Origin of the sequence: Soonwooa buanensis (genome assembly GCF_900167905.1) — a bacterium.
Classification (GTDB): Bacteria; Bacteroidota; Bacteroidia; order Flavobacteriales; family Weeksellaceae; genus Soonwooa; species Soonwooa buanensis.
Genome location: NZ_FUYZ01000009.1, coordinates 23,110 through 41,342, shown reverse-complemented (window position 1 = coordinate 41,342; position 18,233 = coordinate 23,110). Strand labels below are relative to the sequence as shown.

Here is an 18,233-nt window from a genome sequence, read left to right as displayed (position 1 = left end):
TTTTTAAAGAAAAATTATATTTATTTTGCATTATCAATTATTTAATCATTTAATTCTATGAAAAATCTAAAATTAGGAATTTCAGCATTGGCACTTACAGTTGCCTCTACTGTTTTCGCTCAGACGACTTCTAACCCTTGGGTTATCGGAGTTGGTATGCACGGAGTGAACCACGTAGCGCAAAGAAGTACTTTTGGTAACACGTTTTCTGCTTGGAACGTAAAACAAAACTTATTAGGAGTTTCAAAATACTCAATTACTCCACCATTATCTAAGTTAACAGTTGCTAGAAACTTGAACAAGTATTTAGTATTAGACTGGCAAACAACTGTTGGTAATGTTGATAACAAAAGATTTGGTCTTGATAAAGAATTCTTTTTACAAACAGGTCTTGGTTTACAATTTAAATTCAACGGTCTTTGGAATGAAGAGTCTTGGTTTGATCCATATTTGAGAGTTGGTGCAAACTACCTAAGACATGATTATAGCGGAGTTAATTTCCCTGCTGTGTCAGGAGGACGTGGTGGCGCTATTTATGGTTCTTGGGATGGAGAAGGAGGAGCTGGTAAAGCTAATCACTTCACTGTTGCAACAGGAGCTGGTTTAAACCTTTGGGTAACTAAAAACTTCGGTTTAGGAGTTCAAGGTGATTATGTTTCTACACCAGGTGATAAATCTAACATTGCTAACTTTTGGCAAGCATCTGCTTCATTATTATTCAGATTTGGTAATACTGACAGAGATAAAGATGGTATCCCAGATAAAGAAGATAGATGTCCAGATACACCAGGTTTAGCTGAATTCCAAGGATGTCCTGATACAGACGGTGATGGTATCCCTGATATCGATGATCAATGTCCAGATGTTGCTGGTCCAAAAGAAAATAACGGTTGTCCTTGGCCAGATACTGACGGTGACGGTGTATTAGATAAAGATGATCAATGTCCTACAGTAGCAGGTCCAGCTGAAAACAACGGTTGTCCTTGGCCAGATACTGATGGTGATGGTGTATTAGATAAAGACGATGCTTGTCCTACAGTATTCGGTCTTAAAGAATACAACGGATGTCCTAAGCCAGCTGATGCATACGCAACAGAAGCTACAGGAGCACTTCAAGGTATCTTATTTGACTTCAACAAGTCTTCTATCAAAGCAGAATCTAATCCAAAATTAGATCAAGCGTCTACAATTATCAAAGATTCTAAGGATGGTTTATTCTTAGTTGAAGGTCAGACAGATAAAAAAGGTACAGAAGCTTATAACTTAAAACTTTCAAGAGAAAGAGCTGCATCAGTAGTAAGAGCTCTTGAAGCTAGAGGAGTTAGCGGAGATCAATTAAAATCTATCGGTGTAGGTGAGCAAAAAGCTACAGTTGACGAAAAAGCTTCTGATGCTGAAAGAGCTATCGATAGAAAAGTAGTTGTAACTGCGGTTAATAGAGAGGCTTGGCAGTCAATGCAGAAGTCAGATCTTCCAGTAGTACAGAAAAAAGTAGTTAAAAAAGCTCCAGCTAAGAAAAAAGCTCCAGCTAAAAAGAAAAAATAATTAACTTATTTTTCTAAATATAAACACCCTCAATTGAGGGTGTTTTTTTGTTTAAAAATTTTTATAATTCACGAATTGAAAGTATTTTTGTAGAATAAATTACAGATTAAAATGGGAAGAGCATTTGAATATAGAAAAGCATCGAAGATGGCTCGTTGGGACAAGATGGCCAAAACCTTTTCTAAAATTGGAAAAGATATTGCATTAGCTGTTAAGGCCGGTGGCCCTGACCCCGAATCTAATCCTGCCTTGCGTCGTTGCATCCAAAATGCAAAGGGTGCTAATATGCCAAAAGATAACGTAGAGCGCGCAATAAAGAAAGCTGCTGGTGCTGATGCGGAAAACTATGAAGAAATTACATACGAAGGTTATGGGCAAGGTGGTGTTGCTTTTTTTGTAGAATGTACTACGAATAACCCAACTCGAACTGTTGCTAATGTAAGAGCTATTTTCAATAAGTTTGATGGTAACCTTGGAAAAAATGGAGAATTGTCATTTTTGTTTGATAGAAAAGGGATTTTCACTATTGATAAATCAAATATCATAATGGATTGGGATGATTTTGAAATGGAAATGATTGATGGAGGTGCCGAAGAAATTGATCAAGATGAGACTGAAGTTGTGGTAACAACAGCTTTTGAAGATTTTGGAACGCTATCTCACAAGTTGGATGAAATTAAAATAGAGGCGAAAAGTGCAGAATTGCAACGTATTCCAAATAATTCTAAAGAGGTCACGACGGAACAATTTGCAGCTAATATGAAAATGTTAGAGCGTTTTGAAGATGATGACGATGTGCAAAATGTTTTCCATAATATGGAGTTTACAGATGAACATTTAGATTCTTTATAAAATAAAAAAACCGCAATTAGCGGTTTTTTTATTTAATTATATTTTTTATTTTGGTTAAGTGATCGACAATATTTATATTTTCCGTCTGATGTGTTTTTTTATGTAATGCATCAAAATAGATGACCTTCATTCCAAAATTGGTGGCGCCAATGACGTCAGCAATCCAATCGTCGCCGATCATTAGACTTTCGTCAATATTTGCTTTAGCTTCACTTAAAGCAAACTTAAAAACTTCTGCATTTGGTTTTCTTTTACCAACGGAATCTGCACTGGTTATCGTTTCAAAATACTTATCAATACCAGATAGAATGCATTTCCTTTCGGTAACTTCTTGAAAGCCATTAGAAATAATATGTAGTTTGTATTGCTTAGATTTTAAGTAGTCAAGAAGTTCAATAGTGCCTTCAACTAAGTCATTATAAGATAGAATCCGATCTAGAAAATGTTCTTCAAAATATTGTGATAACTCAAAATTATCTACCCCAAATTCTAAAAAGGTGTCGTAAAATCTATGTTTTCTTAAATAGTCTTTATCGATTTTAGCATCGCGAATTAACTCCCAAAGATGTTCATTAATACGATCGTAAGTCTTGTGAAAACTCTCAAAATCAATATTATATTTTTCGTTAATTTCTAGTTTTAAAAATAAATCTTTGATTGTATTGTAAGCATTTTTGCGATGATCCCAAAGTGTGTTATCAAGGTCAAAAAAAATGTGCCTTATATTTTCCATAAGGCACAAAACTAATCAATTTTAACCATACAAAATGAATGTATTCATTAATCTAAAACTATTTAAAGTTGAAAAACTTAATTCTTAATCATCCCAAGAGCACTTCCATTTTTCAATTTAACTACCTCATAGCTTTTTGAGAAGTTTAATAAAAATGCAATTGTTTCCTTTTTGGGTTTCAAAGTTTTAAGTGCTAATGTGTCGTTTTTTTTCATAGGCTACTTTACTATTTATTTTTAAAACGACGTAAGCCTCAAAATATTATATTCTATTTTGTTAAAATTATGTTATTATCTTCCATTATTTTTCGAAGGTTAATAAGTGCATATCTAACACGTCCTAAAGTCGTATTAATACTAGAATCTGTGTGTTCTGCAATGTCTTTAAAACTTAAGCCATCAAAAAATCTTAAGCGAATAACTTCTTGCTGATTGTCCGGAAGCATGGATAACATACGGAAAAGATCATCGTTAATTTGTTGATTAATTAATAAATCTTCGATGTTATCGTCTGGTTCTTTAATAATGTCAAAAATGCTAAATTCTTCATCTTGATAAGATGATTCCGACACTTTAATGTGTTTCGATTTTAGCCTGTAATGATCAATAATAAGATTGTGGGCGATGCGTTTTGCCCAAAGGATAAATTTGTTTTCTTCCTTATAGCGTCCTTCCTTTAAGGTTACAATTATTTTCATAAAAGTCTCTTGGAAAAGGTCATTGGCTAATTCTTCGTCCATTACTTTATAAAATATAAAGTTGAACAATTCTTTCTGATGTCTGTGGATCAGCCTTGATAAAGACGTCTCACAGCCTCCTTGATAAAAATGGATTAATTGACTATCGGTTTGCGTTTTCATAACTCTATCTCTCACATGAATTCATAGAAATACTTGCGTATTCCTTAGTTTCTTCATTAATTATTTATAAAAGAGATAAAATTTTTGTCGATAGATTGGTGATTTGGTGTTGGTAAATATAGGAAAAAAAAGTTAACGAAATCTTAATTTTTTAATTTTAACATTTTTATTGTGTTAAAATTATTTAAGCATATCATTTAACATTACAAAAGGGAGGTTAAGACCGAAGTTTATGTTGAGGCCTTTCAATTCTTTTCCATTAATGTTTTGTCCAGAAAACCCAAAGCCATAGCCCGCCGTTAGGTCGATGATTCCCAAAATACTTACACCAACTTTCGGTGCAATATACTTAGTTGTAGCTTCTGCACCCAAAATAAAATAATGCGAGTGATAAAGGTCAACACCTTTTTGAAAATTTAATAATACATCACCTTGAAGTTTAGGAATAGCTGCAAATTTTCCATTTGCGCTTCCCAAAAGAGCCGATCCGCCTAATCTGTACAAGACATCATCGTTTTTTAAAAACAAAGCTTTAACACCGATTTCACCGAAACTTTGTGTTTGATAAACATAACCAGTGTTTAGTAGCCAATGCGTTGTCATTTGCGCTTTAGTCTGATTAAAAAATATCGAACTAAAGATTAGACTTATGATAAAAAATATTTTATTGAAACTCATATTAGAAATTTAAAATTCAAAAATAAAAAAAACAGCTTTATCCAAATGAATAAAGCTGCCAAAGATTTTGAATATATTTTTATAAACCGAATTCTTTTTTGATGTCATCAACTCGGTCAAGTTTTTCCCAAGTGAAGAATTCTAGATTATCTAAGGTTAATTCGTTTTTATGTCCTTTATTAAAAGTTTTACTTCCTACATAATAATCTTTACCCATGTGGCCATAAGCCGCAGTTTCTTGATAAATAGGATTACGAAGTTTTAAATTTTGCTCAATAGCATAAGGGCGAAGATCAAATAATTTTGTAACACGATTTGCAATTTCGCCATCGTGAAGGTCAACTTTTGATGTTCCGTAAGTGTTGATGTAAAGCCCACAAGGCTCTGCAACGCCGATTGCATAAGAAACCTGTACCAAAACTTCGTCAGCAACACCAGCTGCTACAAGGTTTTTCGCAATGTGTCTTGTTGCATAAGCAGCACTACGGTCAACTTTTGAAGGGTCTTTTCCTGAGAACGCGCCACCACCGTGAGCACCTTTACCTCCGTATGTGTCAACAATAATTTTTCTACCTGTTAATCCTGTATCGCCGTGAGGTCCACCGATTACGAATTTACCAGTTGGGTTGATGTGATATTTAATTTGATCATTAAATAAAGCCTGAATCTCTGGTTTTTGCTTTTCGCGAACTTTAGGAATTAAAATTTCGATGATATCTTTCTTAATTTTTGCAAGCATCGCTTCCTCAGAACCAAAATCATCGTGTTGTGTTGATACAACAATGCTGTCGATTCTAATTGGTTTGTGATCGTCAGAGTATTCGATGGTTACTTGACTTTTCGCATCTGGACGCAGATATTTAATCGCATCATTATCTCTTCTAAGAACAGCAAGTTCTTTAAGGATTTGATGTGCTAAATCTAGAGCCAACGGCATATAGTTTTCGGTTTCGTTGGTTGCATAACCAAACATCATCCCTTGGTCACCAGCACCTTGTGCATTTGCTTTAGCTTCAAAATCTTCTGTAGAAGCCGCACGATCAACACCTTGGTTAATGTCTGAAGATTGTTCGTGGATTGCAGAAATAACACCGCAAGAATCACCGTTGAACATATATTCGCTTTTTGTATAACCAATTCGGTTAATAACGTCTCTCGCGATTGATTGTACATCTAGATATGCCTCCGACTTAACTTCTCCAGCCAATACAACTTGACCTGTTGTTACAAGCGTTTCGCAAGCAACTTTTGAGTCTTTGTCATACGCTAAAAAATTGTCGATTAGCGCGTCAGAAATCTGATCCGCAACTTTGTCAGGATGTCCTTCCGATACCGATTCGGATGTAAATAAATATGGCATAATATTCCTTTTTTAAATTGTAGAAAAACCTGCGATTGCAATATAAAAGGAACTAAAAAGATAATTCTGTTTTAGCATTTTTTATGGAGGTTGCAATCAGGTCAAATTTTTCCTCTAGTTTGAGATGCAAAGTTAAATACTATTTTTGTCTTAGCAAAATATTGTATCATAAAAATATAAAAACCTCATTTACTGAGGTTTTACATTTTTATAATCGTTAGGCGCTTTGTAGTAATTAAGGCGTTTCTCTATAGAAGATTTTATTTCAGAAATAAGCTCATCAATAATTCTTTGCTTGTAAGTCGGTTTGTAATAGATCAAACTTATTTCACGATAAGGGAAAGGTTTTCTAAATCTTGTTACTTTACACTTTTGCTCTGGTCCAAGTTGCTCAACGCCCATTTCTGGGATTATGCTGATGCCTCCTAACTTATCAACCATTTGGATTAACGTGTTGACGTTGGATGCTGCAAAGTCCAAATTTTTAGGTTTTAATTTATTCTCTTTTAAATGACAAATGTTTTCAAATTGAGTTCTCAGGCAGTTGCCTTCTTCGAGTAACCAAACTTTGTCAACATCGATTTCTTCAGGAACAATGAAGCGTTCTTCTTTCTTTTGACAATCTTCATCAGTAGCATAAAGCATCAATTCTTCATTAAATAAGAAGTCGTGATAGAATTCATTAGCTGCATCGTAAGGTGTAGAGATAATTCCTGCGTCCAATTCTCCCGATTTTAAAGCTTTAATGACGTTTTCGGTTGTCATTTCTTTAACATTAAGATCGATCTGTGGATTTTTAGAAATAAAACTAAAAATTTCGGTTGGAAGAATGTAACCGGCTACTGTTGGGATAATTCCGATATTTATTTTACCAGCAAGTATGTTGTTAAGTTGGTGCGCTTTGTTTCTTAGTTCGTTGACAGAATCAACAATTTCTTTTGCTTGGTCGATGATCACACTTCCCGCATCTGTGGTACGAATTGGATGTGTTGTACGATCAAAAATCTTAAGATCTAGTTCTTCTTCAAATTTTTGAATCATCGCACTAAGCGTTGGTTGCGTGATAAAACAAGCTTGAGCAGCTTTCCCGAAATGTTTATACTTATCGACAGCAATAAGATATTCTAGTTGTTGAATGTTCACTTTAATATACTTTATCTATTACAAATATAACTATTAATTTGTTTGGTGAATATTTTTTTCAATTGTTTGGTTTTTTAGAAGACATTTTCTTTTAACTAATAATTATGCTTTAGTCTTCATAAAATAATGAGATAATGCTTAACTTTATACTCCCAAAACTTAGTTTTTATGAGCAAGGATAAGTTAACAAATGCAGTTGGTTCGCCATATTTTGAACATCAAGATTCTCAGACAGTTGGTCCACGAGGACCTGTGTTGTTGCAGGATTTTATACTTCAAGAAAATTTGGCGCATTTTGTAAGAGAACGTATACCAGAGCGTGTTGTCCATGCGAAAGGGACGGGAGCTTATGGGAAATTTACGGTGACTCATGATATTACTAAATATACAAGAGCGAAACTTTTTTCTAAAGTTGGAAATTCATGCAAAATGTTTGCACGATTTTCTACCGTTGGAGGAGAAAAGGGAAGTGCCGATACAGAAAGGGATCCAAGAGGTTTTGCGCTTAAATTTTATACAGAAGATGGCAATTGGGATTTGGTGGGAAATAACACGCCTGTTTTCTTTATTAAAGATTCAAAAAAATTTCCAGATTTTATACATACTCAAAAAAGACAACCTAAAACCAATCTTAAAAGTGCGACGATGATGTGGGATTTTTGGAGTTTTAATCCTGAGTCACTTCATCAAGTTTTAATATTGATGTCGGATCGTGGAACGCCGCATGGTTATCGTCACATGCACGGTTTTGGTTCACATACTTTCTCGATGATTAATGCTCAGAATGAAAGAACTTGGGTTAAATTTCATTTTAAAACAAAACAAGGTATCAAGAACTTTACTAATGAAGAAGCTACCAAAATGAAAGGTGAAAACCCAGATTTTGCACAAGAAGATTTGGTTAATGCTATCGAAGCTGGTGATTTTCCAAAATGGACTTTGTATACCCAAACCATGACGGAAGAGCAGGCTAAGGATTTCCGTTGGAATCCTTTTGATGTGACTAAAGTTTGGCCACATTCGGAGTTTCCTTTAATTGAAGTTGGCGAAATGGAACTTAACGAAATTCCTGTTAATTACTTTGCTCATGTAGAACAGGCTGCATTTTCACCGAGTCATTTAGTTGACGGAATTAGCTTCTCGCCAGACAAGATGTTGCAAGGTAGATTGTTCTCATATCCAGATGCGCATCGTTACAGATTGGGCGCTAATTCGCATCTTTTAGAAGTTAATCGTTGCCCTTTTGCAGTTAACAATTATCAACGAGACGGTGTTATGGCAGATTCGAGTAATTACAAAGACAGACCAAATTATTATCCAAATAGTTTTGACAACGTCAATCCCGATGCTGCGTATAAAAATTTTGAATACGAGCTAGATAACAATCATGTGGCTAATTTTAATCGAAATGAAAACGATGATGATCACTACACGCAACCAGGATTGCTATACACAAAAGCTATGAATGCTGACGATAGAAATGCTTTGATTAATAATATTATTTCATCCATGAGCGGAATTTCGGGTCCACATCGAGATTTGATTATTAACAGACAATTGTGTCATTTCTTTCGTGCAAATATTGAGTTAGGAATGCGTGTGGCACAAGGTTTACAAATTAATATTGATGCTAATACGATGAATCACGCCAAGTAAGTTTTAGATTTTTCATTATAGAAAGTGCAGTTTTTTGTTTCGGCAGAAAGCTGCATTTTTGTTTTAAATAAAAATCCGATCGCGATTCACAAGGCGTAGATAAAACATTATTCTTAAATTTATTGCTCTAAATTTTATTTATGAAAATTATAGGTCCTTTTAGACAAATTGTAACTTTAGATAAACTTCCTTTAAGAGGAAAAATACAAGACGAATCCTTAGAAATAATGACAAATGCTGGTGTTTTGGTTGATGATGAAAAAATTGTAGCAACTGGCGATTTTGAAGAATTAAAATCTAACAACCCGAATGCATCAATTGATTTAATCGATACCGAACAAGTACTTTTGCCAGCTTTGGTGGATGCGCACACGCATATTTGTTTTGGTGGAAATCGAGCTAACGATTTTGCAATGCGAAATGCTGGTAAAACTTATTTGGAAATTGCAGAAGCTGGTGGTGGTATTTGGAGTAGTGTAAAACATACACGTGATGCTTCTGAGGAAGAATTGTTAAAAACGACTTTAGAAAGAATCGATTATCTTTTAAGTTTGGGTATTACAACAATTGAGATTAAAAGCGGCTATGGATTAAACGTTGATGAAGAGTTAAAAATGCTTCGAATTGTTAAAAAAGCGCAAGATCTTACTAAAGCTACTTTAGTTCCTACATGTTTGGCAGCACATCTTAAACCGAAAGATTTCGATGGTGGAAATCAAGAATATTTGAATTATATTTTAAATGAAATTCTTCCTAAAGTTAAAGAAGAAGATTTGGCGAAGCGTGTTGATATTTTTATAGAAAAATCTGCTTTCTTACCAGAAGAATCAAAAATATTCTTGGAAAAAGCAAAAGCAATGGGCTTTTTGATTACAGTACACGCGGATCAATTCACAGCGGGAAGTTCTCGCGTTGCTGTTGAAGTTGGTGCGCAATCTGCGGATCATCTCGAAGCAACTGCTGATGAAGATATTGATTTTTTAGCGAAGTCAAATACGGTTGCTATCGCATTGCCTGGCGCAAGTATTGGTTTGGGTGATCGATTTGCACCAGCTAGAAAATTGCTAGACGCAGGCGCTATTTTCGCAATCGCAAGTGACTGGAATCCAGGTTCTGCACCGATGGGGAATCTGATTACACAAGCTTCTATTCTGGCAACGTTTCAAAAATTGACGACAGCGGAAGTTTTGGCAGCGATGACTTATCGTGCAGCTTACGCGCTTGGTTTTGAAGATCGTGGCGTTATCGCAAAAAATAAAAAAGCGGATTTTGTAAGTTTTGAAACAGATAATTTCAACAATGTGTTGTATTATCAAGGTCGTATGTCTGCAAAACATACTTTTATTAACGGTGAAAAAATATAATTATGGCATTTGATTGGCAGGGTCGCTTTGATGGTGATGAAGCGTTGTATCATCGAATTTTTCAACGTGTTAAAAATACCAATGATTTTTCTGATGTGTCAGAAAATGCTTTTGCAATTCATGGATTTGCGGTGGATGAAGGTGTAAGACGTAACAAAGGTCGTGTCGGCGCAGCAAAATCTCCTGATATTATTCGTAAGAATATGTCGAACTTTCCTGTTGTACAGGCGGATTTTAGATTGTTGGATTTTGGAAATGTTGTCTGTGAAAATCAAAACCTAGAAGCAAGTCAAGAAGATTTTGCGACGAAAGTTTCGGAGGTTTTGAAGAAAGGTGGAAAATCTGTTGGACTTGGTGGTGGACATGAGATTACATTTGCACATTATTCTGGCATGAGAAAAGCTTTTCCTAATGCTAAAATTGGTATTATAAATTTTGATGCACACTTTGATAATCGTGAACCTGAAAATGGTCTTGCTAGTTCGGGGACGGGATTTTGGCAAATTGCGCAAGAAGGACCAATTAACAGTTTGCATATCGGAATCCAAAGAAATAGTAATACACTGAAATTGTTCGATACGGCTCATCAATTAGGAATGAATTACATTCTTGCAGAGGAATTATTTTTCGAGAATCTTCCTCGACTTTATATTGAAGTGAATCGATTTTTGGAAAGTGTCGATGTCTTGTATGTCACGATTTGTATGGATGTTTTCAATGCGGCGATTGCGCCTGGCGTAAGCGCTTCTGCCTATAATGGAATGATGGCTGATCCTGCTTTTATGAATCTTTACAGACATATTTTGGCAAGTCAAAAACTAAAAGCTTTGGATGTTGCGGAAGTGAATCCAGAGTTTGATATTCAAGATAGAACGGCGCGTTTGGCTGCTTGTCTTGTTAATGAACTTTTTATGGTTTAGAGGACAACGGCGGTGCGTGAGGTGGACGGAGGATTTGTCTGGAAGACAAAGTCCATGCAAAAGGCGAAGCCTGCGGCTTCGCCTTTTACGTGGACCGAAACGAAGTGTAGTCCGTAGGAGACCGACCCAGCGCCCCGACTGCTAGAATCTTCCTTCAAAAAACGAAATCTTCTTCCAGTCGGGGTGTTGGGGCACGCCCAAAAATATTTTAAAACTGAATTGGCAAGCTAACTTGCGCTGTGTCCCAACCCGCAACCATATTGGCGCCGTCGTCAGTTTTTACAAAGCTAATTGAGAAATATTCCATCGGCGAAGTCAACTTGGTAGCCGGTACTTTGACGCGAACAAGGTCGTTAGCCGTGTTGTAAGCGTAAGCGCCCCAAACGTCTGTGGTTTTGTTGATAATAACGGTCCATTCGGTCTCACCAGGAATCGCGTAGATGCTATAACAGCCAGCAGGGATTTCTTTACCGTCGATTTTGATAGGTTTGAAAACTTTAAGCTCTGTGTTTTCGTTAGCGCCAAAACGCCAAACTTCGTTGTACTTCACCAAGTTTCCGAAAATTGCTCTTCCTTTGCTTGACGGACGCGAGTAAGTCACCTTCATAATCGGTGTTACATTTTTGCCAGTCGCCGCATCCAACGGATAGTACACCATGTCCAACGGACTTACGTCGATGTTTGCGAATTTTAGTTGTTTGGGATCGTTTTTAGTTTGTGCAGTTGCCATTAGCCCGAAACACAAAAGGCTAAGCCCAATTAATTTTTTCATATTTTAAGTTTAACTAAATTTTCAATTGCTTGATCTAAAGTTTCCTGCTTTTTTGCAAAACAAAAGCGAATTACTTTTTCGTCCATAAAATTATGATAAAACGCCGAGAAAGGTATAGCTGCAACCTTATAAACTTGTGTTAAATGTTTGCAAAAATCTTTATCACCAAGTTCTGAAACTGCAGAATAATCGACCGCTTGGAAGTAAGTGGCTTCACAATTGAGTAATTTGAAATCCGTGCCAGCAAGCGCATTGCGGAAATAATCGCGTTTGGCTTGATACATTTTTGCAATTTCATGATAGTCCAAAACCTCGTCCATGTATTTTGCAATCGCATATTGCGATGGCGAGTTGACGCAAAAAACATTGTATTGATGGACTTTTCTGTATTCTGACATCATTTCTTTTGGTGCTAAAATATAACCCAACTTCCAACCTGTAATGTGAAGCAGTTTTCCGAAAGATGCTACAATAAAACTTCTTTCTTTTAGTTCAGAATAACGTGCAAAACTCAAATACTCTTTATTATCGAAAGTGATATTTTCATATACTTCGTCGCTCAATAAAAAGATATCGGTGTCTTTAACAATTTTTATCAATTCCTGAATATCGGATTCTCTTAAAATTCGAGTTGAAGGATTTCCTGGATTGTTAAAAATGATGAGTTTTGTTTTGTTGCTAATTAAATTTTTAAAATCTTCCCAATTGATGACATAATCTGGTTTGTGAAGAATTAAACGTTTTGTAACACCTCCAAAAAGTTGAATCGTCGGTTCGTAACAATCGTAAGCAGGTTCTATAATAATAACTTCGTCACCAGGTTTAACAATGGTCGCAATTGCGGTGAAAATAGCCTGTGTTGCGCCAGCCGTTACGGTAATTTCGGATTCGATGTCGTAGGTCGCTTTGTGACTGTCATACATTTTTTTCAAAATAGCTTCGCGAAGTCCAATGTAACCAGGCATTGGTAAATATTGGTTGAGTCCTTTTGCAGAACCTTCTTCTAGAAATTGAGTGAGCTTTGCATCAATCGGGAAATCAGGAAAACCTTGCGATAAATTAACTGCGTTTTCTTTTGCTGCGAGTTGGCTCATTTCTGTAAAGATGGTGATGCCGACATTGGGTAATTTGGATTGAATATTTGGTGTCATATTTTGTTTCAAAAGTGGATTAAAATTAATAATAATTATTCGATTTCGTATTTTCGCAAAAAATAAAATTTTGAAAAGGCTCATCTCTGTTGTAGGACCAACCGGAATCGGAAAAACTAAACTGGCAATCGAAATTGCAAAGTCTCAAAATACTGAGATTATTTCTTGTGATTCGCGACAGTTTTATAAAGAGATGAAAATAGGAACCGCCGTGCCTTTGGATGAAGAATTGGCCGAAGTTCCGCATCATTTTATAGGTAATCTTAGCATTGATGATTATTATTCGATAGGGCAATTCGAAAAGGAAGCACTTGACAAATTGGACGAATTATTCAGTAGTCACGATGTGGTTGTTATGGTTGGTGGTAGTGGTATGTACGAAAAAGCTGTTGTTGAAGGTATGAACGATTTGCCAGAAGCCGACGAAGACAACCAAAAACTGCTGCAATTTATTTTTGAAAAAGAGGGCATCGAACCACTTCAAAATCTTTTGAAAATTTTAGATCCAGATTATTACAACAATGTCGATTTAGAAAATCCACGACGTTTATTCCGCTCTTTGGATATTATTTTTCAAACAGGGAAATCTTATACTGAAAATCTTGATTCTCCAAAAAATAAAAGAAATTTCGAAACCATAAGAATTGGCATCGATGCGCCACGAGAAGTTATCTATGACCGAATTAATCGTCGCGTAGATATTATGATGGAACAAGGTCTTTTAGAAGAAGCAAAAGGTCTTTTGTCACATCGTGATAAAGTTGCTTTGCAAACTGTTGGTTACACCGAATTATTTCGGTACATGGATGACGAATGGACGCTGGACTTTGCGATTGAGGAAATTAAAAAGAATTCGCGTCGGTATGCAAAACGTCAAGTCACTTGGAACAAAAAGTTAGTTGATGTTAATTGGGTTAACTACGAAAATTCTGTTGAAGAAAGCTTATCTTTGCTTCACAAAATTTTATAAAAATGGCTAATACTCCTTCTAATATGTTGGCTTTAGGAACTGTTGCTGCAGATTTTGCGCTACCTAATCCTTCCAAAGAAAATAAAATTGAAACGCTTAATGCGCTGAAAGGTGAAAAAGCGACTTTGGTGATGTTCATCTGTAATCACTGTCCTTTTGTATTGCATGTGATCGAAAAATTGGCTGAACTTTATGACGATTATAAATCACAAGGCATCGAGTTTATTGCAATTAGTTCTAACGACGCAATTGCATATCCAGCTGATGGACCAGAGTTGATGGTAGATTTTGCGGAGGAACATGGTGTTAATTTTCCATATTTATATGATGAATCTCAAGAAGTTGCTAAAGCTTATGAAGCAGCTTGCACGCCAGATTTCTTTTTGTTTGATAAAGATTTAAAATTGGTATATCGTGGTCAAATGGATGATTCGCGTCCGGGAAATCAAAAAGAAATAACAGGTGAAGATCTTATCATTGCTTTCGAAAACCTTTTGGCTGACCAACCACAAGAAGATATACAAAAACCAAGTATGGGTTGTAATATCAAGTGGAAAGCTTAGTAAATACAAACGCTCTCAAATTTTTGAGAGCGTTTTTTTATTGAATGAAAAGCATTTGTGGTTTAAAAAAAATATCAGTTTTACTATTTTTCTCAAAATCTTAAATTGCTTTGTGAAATTTTTAAATGAAGTTTACTTCAAGAAAGGATTAAAATCTTTTTCGAAACCGATAGTCGTTGGATCGCCATGTCCGCTGTAGACTTTGGTGTCGGGATTCAGAACTAATAACTTTGTTTTGATACTTTCAATAAGTTGTTCGTAACTCGCTTTATAAAGATCCGTTCTGCCAATACTTCCGTAAAATAAAACATCGCCCGAAATTACAAAAGCCTCTTTCTCGTTATAGAAAGCAATACTTCCTGGTGAATGGCCTGGTACAAACAAAATTTTAAATTCTTCATCGCCAAGTTTAATAACGTCACCATCGTTTAGAAATTCTAAATTTCCAACAAAAGGCGTAAAAGCAAATCCAAATTGCATCGCGCTCATTGGCGCTCTGTCCAATAATTCTTTATCATTAAGGTGTAACAATACAGGAACATCATATTTGTCATAAGCCCACTGAAGTCCCAAAACATGGTCAATGTGTGCATGCGTCAACAAAATGTTTTTAACTTTTAGTTGGTTGTCATCCAAGAAAGATTCTATCTGTTGCGTCTCGTGGATTTGGAAATTTCCCGGATCGATGATAAAAGCTTCTTTGTCGTCGTTGTAGATAATGTATGTATTTTCCGAAAATGGATTAAATGCAAAAGTCTTGATGTGTAACATAGGTATTTCTTAATATTACAAAAATACCAAATCGAATCTAATTTTCTTATCTTCGTGATATGAAGAAGTTAAGTTTTGTTTTTCTTTTAATGACAAGCCTTTTGCAGGCTCAGAAAATTGCTGGTGTACAATTGTTTAATCCACAAACTAATGACGAGACGCCGATTATTAGTTTCAACCAACAACTTATTTTAAGGTTTGATGATTTAACCAATAGCAGCCAAATTTATCGATATACCATTAAACATTACGACCGAAATTGGCAAGATGACGGACTTTTCTTTACAGAATATGCCAACGGAAGCCTTAATGCGTTGATCGATAATTTTCAGTATTCGTTTAACACGACTCAGGCTTACACACATTATCAATTGACTTTCCCGAACGAAAAAATCACACCAAAAATCTCTGGTAACTACGAGATTATCGTTTATAAAGATTCTGCGGACAAACCACTTTTCAAAAAAAGATTTGCAATTTATGAAGAAGCGGCTAATGTAGGTTTGCAAATGTCAAGATATCAAGATGCCAAAAAGCCCGATTTGCGTCAACGTATAGAAGTGCAGGCGGTTGGTAGTGGGACAAGCGTTACCAATAACATCAATTCGATTTCGATGTCGTTGATGCAAAATAACAACTGGAATACGATGATTACTAATCAACGTCCAACGTCGACTTTGGGTAACAAAATGTTGTTTCAACAGCTTGGCTTAGCATTTCCAGGTAATAGCGAATTTTATTATTTCGATAACAAAATCCTTAATCAAGCGTACGACATGGTTGCCAACGTAGGCTCAGAAAATGGACAGAACCAAACTTACCTATTCCCAGTTTGGGCATATCCCGAGACTTACCAAGCTTATGGCGACGTTAACGGCGCCTATTATTTCCGTCGAAATGATCTAGGCATCGAACGTGACGCCAACAAAGAAGCCGATTATTCTATGGTTCATTTCGCTTTAGAAAGTTTAAAAATGAACAAAAACATCTACGTTCTTGGACAATTTAACGATTACAAAGTCGACGAAAATAGCTTGATGAGTTATGACGAAGCCAACAAAATGTATGTTGCAAAAATCTACCTAAAACAAGGCTTTTACAACTATATGCTCGCTACTAAAAACGAGGATGGAAGCCTAAATTTTGGAGAAATAAATGGTAACTTTTGGCAGACCGAAAACCTTTACCAGTCCTTATTATATTACACGCCATTTGGCCGCAACTACGATGGATTGTTAGGTTACGGCGAATTGAGAACGCCAGTTAGATAGTATTTTGGGCGATTCCCGAGCCTTCGCTTTTCCCGAAGCTTTCGGGTCGGGCTATCCGCTGCTATCTTTTGCGAGGTGGACTTCGCTGCGCTCAGCCACCTCGCAAAAGGATATTCGCTACTATCCCTATCGCGTCACGCAGTTGCCTAATTTGGAATAATATTTGAAATTTCATTTAAAAATAAAAAGATTATGAATTACACATACCAAAACAACCAATCAGGCAACGGCGGATTTATGACGATGCATAATGACAGCGAAGAAGTGGGAAGATTAACCTACACGATAATGCCCGAAGATAACCGATATGTCATTTCGTTTGTCAATATTTATCCAAAATTTGAAGGACAAGGACTTGGCAAGTTAATCGTGAAAGAAGCCATCGATTTTGCTCGAGATAACAATTGGAAAGTCTATCCACATTGCTCATACGCAAGAACAGTGATGTCTCGTATGGATGATGTACAAGATATTTTACTTAAATCTTAATTAGATTTTACAAAAATAAGATCGAGAATATTAGATTCTGCACAATAAAAAATCGGCGAAATAAATTCCGCCGATTTTTTTTTAAGCTTTATAGTCCTAGACTTTTTCTTGCTTTTTCTAAAGTTTGTTGTGCAATTGGACGTGTTTTTGCAGCACCTTCTTGCAATTTCGATTCTAGTTCGTCAAGATGCGACATATAATAATTGAAAGTCTCTCTCTCTTTTTCGAAACGTGTTAAGATAAGATTTAACAATTCAGTTTTTGCATGACCGTATCCGAAGTTGCCAGCCAGATATTTAGCTCTTAGTTCCTCGGTTTGTTCTGGTGTTGCAATCAGTTGATAGATCGCAAATACTTTATCCGTTTCAGGATCTTTTGGTTCTTCCAAAGATTTAGAATCCGTTTCGATGGACATTACTTGTTTCTTCAATTCCTTTTCAGGTGCGAAGATGTTGATGATGTTACCAATCGATTTTGACATTTTGCGACCATCTGTTCCTGGAACATATTTGGTGTCTTCTTGCAATTCAGCTGACGGCAAAACAAAAACTTCGCCCATTTGACGATTGAATTTTTCTGCCACATCTCTTGTAATTTCTAGGTGTTGAAGTTGATCTTTTCCTACAGGAACAATCTCCGCATCGTACAACAAAATATCTGCAGCCATCAATATTGGATAGTTGAACAATCCAACATTAACATCCGCCAATCGATCCGATTTATCTTTGAAAGAATGCGCCAATTGCAATCTTTGGAACGGAAAAAAACAATCCAAATACCAAGTCAATTCACAAGTTTCTGGGATGTCGCTTTGACGGTAAAAGTGCGTCTTTTCGGTGTCTAGTCCACAAGCAAGCCAAGCTGCAGCAATCTCATAGGTGTTTTGTTTCAGAGCTTCTGCATCTTTAATCAAGGTTAAAGTATGAAGATTTGCAATGAATAAAAATGATTCGTTCTCTGCTTTTTTTGATAATTCGATTGCAGGAATAATCGCTCCTAAAAGATTTCCCAAATGCGGGGTTCCGGTCGCTTGGATGCCGGTTAAGACTCTTGCCATAATAGTGTTCTATTTAATAGCAAAAATACAAAAGATTGTGTTGTTGACCAATTTCTTGACCTCCTGACTTTACATAAAA

General features: G+C 35.9%; 19 protein-coding genes. 9 read left to right on the top strand and 10 right to left on the bottom strand.

All coding sequences use genetic code 11. The features are described 5' to 3' along the window. Window positions 1-57: 57 nt before the first annotated feature. Window positions 58-1,545, top strand: a complete 1,488-nt coding sequence (locus B5X62_RS11965) for an OmpA family protein (RefSeq protein ID WP_079667666.1) — start codon at window positions 58-60, stop codon at window positions 1,543-1,545. A gap of 111 nt (window positions 1,546-1,656) precedes the next feature. Next, window positions 1,657-2,397 carry a YebC/PmpR family DNA-binding transcriptional regulator gene (locus tag B5X62_RS11960; protein WP_079667665.1) on the top strand — a complete coding sequence of 247 codons (741 nt, stop codon included), beginning with the start codon at window positions 1,657-1,659 and terminating at the stop codon, window positions 2,395-2,397. A gap of 28 nt (window positions 2,398-2,425) precedes the next feature. Here the strand turns inward: B5X62_RS11960 and B5X62_RS11955 are convergent, their stop codons facing one another. From B5X62_RS11955 to B5X62_RS11935, 6 genes are all read right to left on the bottom strand, one after another. After that, window positions 2,426-3,130, bottom strand: coding sequence for an HAD family hydrolase (locus tag B5X62_RS11955; protein WP_079667664.1), 705 nt, complete (start codon window positions 3,128-3,130; stop codon window positions 2,426-2,428). A 77-nt stretch (window positions 3,131-3,207) separates the two neighbouring features. Continuing rightward, window positions 3,208-3,345 (bottom strand): hypothetical protein, encoded by a 138-nt coding sequence (locus B5X62_RS15565; RefSeq protein WP_185116719.1) that lies wholly within the window; start codon window positions 3,343-3,345, stop codon window positions 3,208-3,210. Between the two features lie 53 nt (window positions 3,346-3,398). Beyond that, window positions 3,399-3,989 (bottom strand): RNA polymerase sigma factor, encoded by a 591-nt coding sequence (locus tag B5X62_RS11950; protein WP_079667663.1) that lies wholly within the window; start codon window positions 3,987-3,989, stop codon window positions 3,399-3,401. A 180-nt stretch (window positions 3,990-4,169) separates the two neighbouring features. Continuing rightward, window positions 4,170-4,667, bottom strand: a complete 498-nt coding sequence (locus tag B5X62_RS11945; RefSeq protein ID WP_245797191.1) for a hypothetical protein — start codon at window positions 4,665-4,667, stop codon at window positions 4,170-4,172. Between the two features lie 79 nt (window positions 4,668-4,746). Next, window positions 4,747-6,027, bottom strand: a complete 1,281-nt coding sequence (metK, locus tag B5X62_RS11940; protein WP_079667661.1) for a methionine adenosyltransferase — start codon at window positions 6,025-6,027, stop codon at window positions 4,747-4,749. A 189-nt stretch (window positions 6,028-6,216) separates the two neighbouring features. Beyond that, the gene (locus B5X62_RS11935) at window positions 6,217-7,170 is read right to left on the bottom strand and encodes a hydrogen peroxide-inducible genes activator (RefSeq protein ID WP_079667660.1); all 954 of its coding nucleotides are present in this window, start codon (window positions 7,168-7,170) and stop codon (window positions 6,217-6,219) included. 168 nt (window positions 7,171-7,338) lie between these two features. Here B5X62_RS11935 and B5X62_RS11930 point away from each other — a divergent pair, with 168 nt between their 5' ends. The 3 genes from B5X62_RS11930 (at window position 7,339) to hutG (ending at window position 11,110) form a co-directional block, all read left to right on the top strand. Next, a complete protein-coding gene (locus tag B5X62_RS11930; protein ID WP_079667659.1) occupies window positions 7,339-8,826 on the top strand; it encodes a catalase in 1,488 nt (495 codons plus the stop codon). A 140-nt stretch (window positions 8,827-8,966) separates the two neighbouring features. After that, window positions 8,967-10,190: an imidazolonepropionase gene (hutI, locus tag B5X62_RS11925; RefSeq protein ID WP_079667658.1), complete on the top strand. Its 1,224-nt coding sequence runs from the start codon at window positions 8,967-8,969 to the stop codon at window positions 10,188-10,190. Window positions 10,191-10,192: 2 nt separating this feature from the next. Next, window positions 10,193-11,110 carry a formimidoylglutamase gene (gene hutG, locus B5X62_RS11920; RefSeq protein WP_079667657.1) on the top strand — a complete coding sequence of 306 codons (918 nt, stop codon included), beginning with the start codon at window positions 10,193-10,195 and terminating at the stop codon, window positions 11,108-11,110. A 208-nt stretch (window positions 11,111-11,318) separates the two neighbouring features. Here hutG and B5X62_RS11915 read toward each other — a convergent pair whose 3' ends face one another. After that, on the bottom strand, window positions 11,319-11,882 hold the full coding sequence (locus tag B5X62_RS11915; protein WP_079667656.1) for a DUF2911 domain-containing protein: 564 nt from the start codon (window positions 11,880-11,882) through the stop codon (window positions 11,319-11,321). After that, window positions 11,879-13,033: a methionine aminotransferase gene (locus tag B5X62_RS11910; protein ID WP_079667655.1), complete on the bottom strand. Its 1,155-nt coding sequence runs from the start codon at window positions 13,031-13,033 to the stop codon at window positions 11,879-11,881. The genes B5X62_RS11915 and B5X62_RS11910 overlap by 4 nt, the downstream gene beginning before the upstream one ends. Window positions 13,034-13,100: 67 nt before the next feature. On the opposite strand from B5X62_RS11910, the gene miaA reads away from it, so the two are divergent. Next, entirely contained in the window at window positions 13,101-14,003 is a 903-nt protein-coding gene (miaA, locus tag B5X62_RS11905; RefSeq protein WP_185116722.1) for a tRNA (adenosine(37)-N6)-dimethylallyltransferase MiaA, read from the top strand. Window positions 14,004-14,005: 2 nt separating this feature from the next. Further along, a complete protein-coding gene (locus B5X62_RS11900; RefSeq protein ID WP_079667653.1) occupies window positions 14,006-14,566 on the top strand; it encodes a thioredoxin family protein in 561 nt (186 codons plus the stop codon). A 132-nt stretch (window positions 14,567-14,698) separates the two neighbouring features. Here the strand turns inward: B5X62_RS11900 and B5X62_RS11895 are convergent, their stop codons facing one another. Then, window positions 14,699-15,337, bottom strand: a complete 639-nt coding sequence (locus B5X62_RS11895; RefSeq protein WP_079667652.1) for an MBL fold metallo-hydrolase — start codon at window positions 15,335-15,337, stop codon at window positions 14,699-14,701. Window positions 15,338-15,396: 59 nt separating this feature from the next. On the opposite strand from B5X62_RS11895, the gene B5X62_RS11890 reads away from it, so the two are divergent. Both B5X62_RS11890 and B5X62_RS11885 read left to right on the top strand, forming a co-directional pair. Next, a complete protein-coding gene (locus tag B5X62_RS11890; protein WP_079667651.1) occupies window positions 15,397-16,608 on the top strand; it encodes a type IX secretion system plug protein in 1,212 nt (403 codons plus the stop codon). 192 nt (window positions 16,609-16,800) lie between these two features. Next, window positions 16,801-17,097 carry a GNAT family N-acetyltransferase gene (locus B5X62_RS11885; protein ID WP_079667650.1) on the top strand — a complete coding sequence of 99 codons (297 nt, stop codon included), beginning with the start codon at window positions 16,801-16,803 and terminating at the stop codon, window positions 17,095-17,097. Window positions 17,098-17,185: 88 nt separating this feature from the next. Here B5X62_RS11885 and trpS read toward each other — a convergent pair whose 3' ends face one another. Next, a complete protein-coding gene (gene trpS / locus B5X62_RS11880) occupies window positions 17,186-18,154 on the bottom strand; it encodes a tryptophan--tRNA ligase (RefSeq protein ID WP_079667649.1) in 969 nt (322 codons plus the stop codon). Between the last annotated feature and the right edge of the window lie 79 nt (window positions 18,155-18,233).